Source organism: Staphylococcus sp. LCT-H4 (assembly GCF_001866145.1).
GTDB classification, from domain to species: Bacteria; Bacillota; Bacilli; order Staphylococcales; family Staphylococcaceae; genus Staphylococcus; species Staphylococcus succinus.
This window is the reverse complement of the sequence record NZ_MODY01000012.1, coordinates 1-3689: the sequence shown is the minus strand read 5'-3', so window position 1 is coordinate 3689 and position 3689 is coordinate 1. Positions and strand designations below refer to the sequence as shown.

The following is a 3689-nucleotide window of genomic DNA, read 5'->3' as shown; positions in this document are numbered from 1 at the left end:
CACCGTCATATTAAAGTAAGAAAGACAAGTTATCAAAGTATCAATACGGCAAAGAATACTTTAAAAGGTATTGAATGTATTTACGCTCTATATAAAAAGAACCGCAGGTCTCTTCAGATCTACGGATTTTCCCCATGCCACGAAATTAGCATCATGCTAGCAAGTTAAGCGAACACTGACATGATATATTAGTGGTTAGATATATTTTTTACTTTGCAACAGAACCCTCCTTTACATATTTATTATTACGGTTTTAGAATTACTTTAATATTATTATCTTTTTTCTGATCGAAAATATCATACGCTTGGCTGGCATCTTCTAAAGGCAAGGTATGCGTTATAATTTCTGTTGGATCAAAAACTTCATTTTTAATCATTTCATATAATTTTGGCATTTGATGAATAACTGGGGCTTGGCCACTTTTTACTTGGACATCTCTATTAAAAATTAAATCTATTGGAAAATTATCTGCAGGGGTACCGTAAATACCAGTTAATTGAATCGTCCCGAATTTTCGTACTGATTCAGCTGCTGTAATAATTGGACTAATATTACCGCGTTGTGCTGAATTTGAACTAATCTCTAAATCATCTTGAGCAATTTGTCCATCCATTCCAACACAATCTATAACGACATCTGCACCACCGCGTGTGCTTTCATGAAGTAATTTTCCTATATTATCTTCTTTAGAAAAATTATACACTTCAGCTCCGTTGAATTTTTTAGCATGATTTAATCTATGTTCTATATTGTCAATGGCGATAACACGTTCAGCGCCTTTTAATTTAGCAAATTTTTGAGCCATTAAACCGATTGGTCCACAACCGAGAACAATGACGGTATCTCCAGATTTTACGCCTGCATGTTCAACACTCCAATAAGCTGTTGGGACAACATCAGATAAAAATAATACTTGTTCGTCTTTCAAATCACTATCTGGAACTTTGAAAGAGGAGAAATCAGCAAATGGAACTCTTAAATACTCTGCTTGACCTCCCCAGTGGTTTCCGTGCATGCCACCAAAACCGAAAAGCCCACCATTATCCATTTTCCAACTAGCCGGTGATGGATTAGAATTATCACACTGAGATTCCATATCATTATTACAATAGAAACAATCGCCACAACCTATGTTAAAAGGTATAACTACTCTATCACCCTTTTTCAAGGTTTTAACGTCTTTTCCTACTTCTTCTACAATTCCCATTGGCTCATGTCCAATAACAAAACCAGGATCCATAAATAAATCACCTTGATGGTAAAGATGTAGATCAGAACCACATATACCTGAAGCTGTTATTTTTATAATTGCATCCGTTGATTCTTCTATTATTGGATCATGTACTTCACGCACTTCCATGTTTTTATGACCTTGATAAGTAACTGCTTTCATTTATACCACACTCCTTAAAAAACTGTACCCGTGATATTATAATGCAAACTCAGAAGAATAAATTGATTTATTAATCTTTTTAGAAAATTGTTCGTTTATATGTTGCAAAATACCCAGAATCGTATTTATATAGCTGAAAAATTGATATCTAATGCTCATTTTTATATAGTTAATATGAAATTTATATTATAGTTATCAAAGACAGTGTACTACTTTGTCAAAAAAAGGAGCTAAATATGATTAATATTATATCAGCGATCGGATCGCTCGGAACATTTATTATGGCCTTATTTTATTTTGTATCAGTATCAGTTCAACTTTACCAAATGAAAATAAGTTTTATTCCTGCATTAGGATTTAATCAGATTTTATTAATTAGAGATAAAGACCAAAGGTTAAATTTAAAAAATACCACTTCTAATGCGGAAGAACATGAAGATTATTTGAAGTTATATAATTTAGGAGGTGGAGCAGCAAAAAAAATCACCATTGAAGTTTTATTAGGTGAAGATAAAGTTATTCAAAAAAAATATGTTAATATGTTACCTAGTAAAGAAGGTTATATGCTACCTATAAATAAAAGAGTATTTGATGAATTAGACGATACTATAAAAAATAATGGTTACGAATCCAATATGAGTATTAAGTTATCCTATTATCATAATGTGAGTAGAAAAAAACAAGAAATATTTTTAAAAGGACATATAGACGAATTCAATAACTACGAAGATGAGTCCATTTATGAACTACAGTTTATTTAAGTAAGAAAATGAATAATTGTAAATTAAATAACTGTGAGCATTCACCAAAATTAACATGTAATTATCAACTATCTATTTAGGTGGGTAGTTTTATTTATAAGTAATATAATAGTCAAAAAAATTCGTTTTGTGTATTTTTAAAGTACACTCTAATCATATAATAATTTAGAAACACTATATTAAAAGGTTAGTTTATTTGAAAGTAATTTTTAAAAGGCATACTATTAAATTAACTAAAACAAGGAGGTTTTATCAATGAAAGCAGCAGTTTGGTATGGTCAAAAGGATGTACGAGTTGAAGATCGAAAATCTAAAGAGTTACAAGATAATGAGGTTAAAGTTAAAGTGTCTTGGGCTGGCATTTGTGGTACAGATCTACATGAATACTTAGAAGGCCCTATATTTATTTCAACAGACAAACCAGACCCGTTCCTTGGCCAAAAAGCGCCCGTTACATTAGGCCACGAATTTGCAGGCGTAGTAGATGATATTGGTTCTAAGGTTACAAAATTTAACAAAGGCGATCGTGTTGTTATTAATCCTACAGTTTCAAATCGTGAAAAAGAAGAAAATATTGACCTTTATGATGGTTATTCATTTATAGGCTTAGGTTCTGATGGTGGATTTGCAGAATTTACAAACGCCCCAGAAGAGAATGTTTATAAATTACCAGATAATGTTTCTGATAAAGAAGGCGCCCTTGTAGAACCGACGGCTGTTGCAGTTCAAGCAATTAAAGAAGGCGAAGTTCTATTTGGCGATACTGTTGCTATTTTTGGAGCAGGGCCAATCGGTTTATTAACAACTATAGCAGCCAAAGCAGCTGGTGCTAGCAAAATATTTGTTTTCGATTTATCGGAAGAGCGACTTAATAAAGCTAAATCAGTAGGTGCTACTCATACGATAAATTCTGGTGAATCAAACCCAAGTGATATTATTAGTAAATACACTGATAATGGCGTTGATGTAGCATTTGAGGTAGCTGGTGTAGCGCCAACACTTAAATCTGCAATAGATGTTACTAAAGCAAGAGGTATTGTTGTTATAGTTTCTATATTCGGCCATCCTATTGAATGGAATCCAATGCAATTAACGAATACAGGTGTAAAACTTACTTCGACGATTGCTTATACACCTACTACATTTCAACAAACAATAGACTTAATTAACGAAGGTAATTTAAAAGTAAAAGACGTCGTTACTGATGAAATTGAGTTAAATGATATTGTAGAGTCAGGATTTGAACAACTTGTAAACGATAAATCACAAGCAAAAATTCTCGTTAAATTATAATATAGGTTATAAAAGGTTCTGTTGCAAAGTAAAAAAATATAGCTAACCACTAATTTATCATGTCAGTGTTCGTTTAACTTGCTAGCATGATGCTAATTTCGTGGCATGGCGAAAATCCGTAGATCTGAAGAGACCTGCGGTTCTTTTTATATAGAGCGTAAATACATTCAATACCTTTTAAAGTATTCTTTGTTGTATTGATACTTTGATACCTTGTCTTTCTTACTTTAATATGACGGTG

General features: G+C 32.3%; 3 protein-coding genes and 2 pseudogenes. 3 read left to right on the top strand and 2 right to left on the bottom strand.

Features of this window, described 5'->3' with window-relative positions:
• Positions 1–168 (top strand): annotated as a pseudogene (locus tag BK821_RS13295) (IS6 family transposase); the annotation flags it as partial.
• A gap of 77 nt (positions 169–245) precedes the next feature.
• Here BK821_RS13295 and BK821_RS13035 read toward each other — a convergent pair.
• Positions 246–1394: a zinc-dependent alcohol dehydrogenase gene (locus BK821_RS13035; RefSeq protein WP_070704335.1), complete on the bottom strand. Its 1149-nt coding sequence runs from the start codon at positions 1392–1394 to the stop codon at positions 246–248.
• Positions 1395–1630: 236 nt separating this feature from the next.
• Between BK821_RS13035 and BK821_RS13030 the strand changes: the two genes are divergently transcribed.
• Positions 1631–2155: a hypothetical protein gene (locus BK821_RS13030; RefSeq protein WP_071331837.1), complete on the top strand. Its 525-nt coding sequence runs from the start codon at positions 1631–1633 to the stop codon at positions 2153–2155.
• 255 nt (positions 2156–2410) lie between these two features.
• The gene (locus tag BK821_RS13025) at positions 2411–3448 is read left to right on the top strand and encodes a 2,3-butanediol dehydrogenase (RefSeq protein ID WP_002508690.1); all 1038 of its coding nucleotides are present in this window, start codon (positions 2411–2413) and stop codon (positions 3446–3448) included.
• 73 nt (positions 3449–3521) lie between these two features.
• Here the strand turns inward: BK821_RS13025 and BK821_RS13290 are convergent.
• Positions 3522–3689: pseudogene (locus BK821_RS13290) on the bottom strand (IS6 family transposase); the annotation flags it as partial.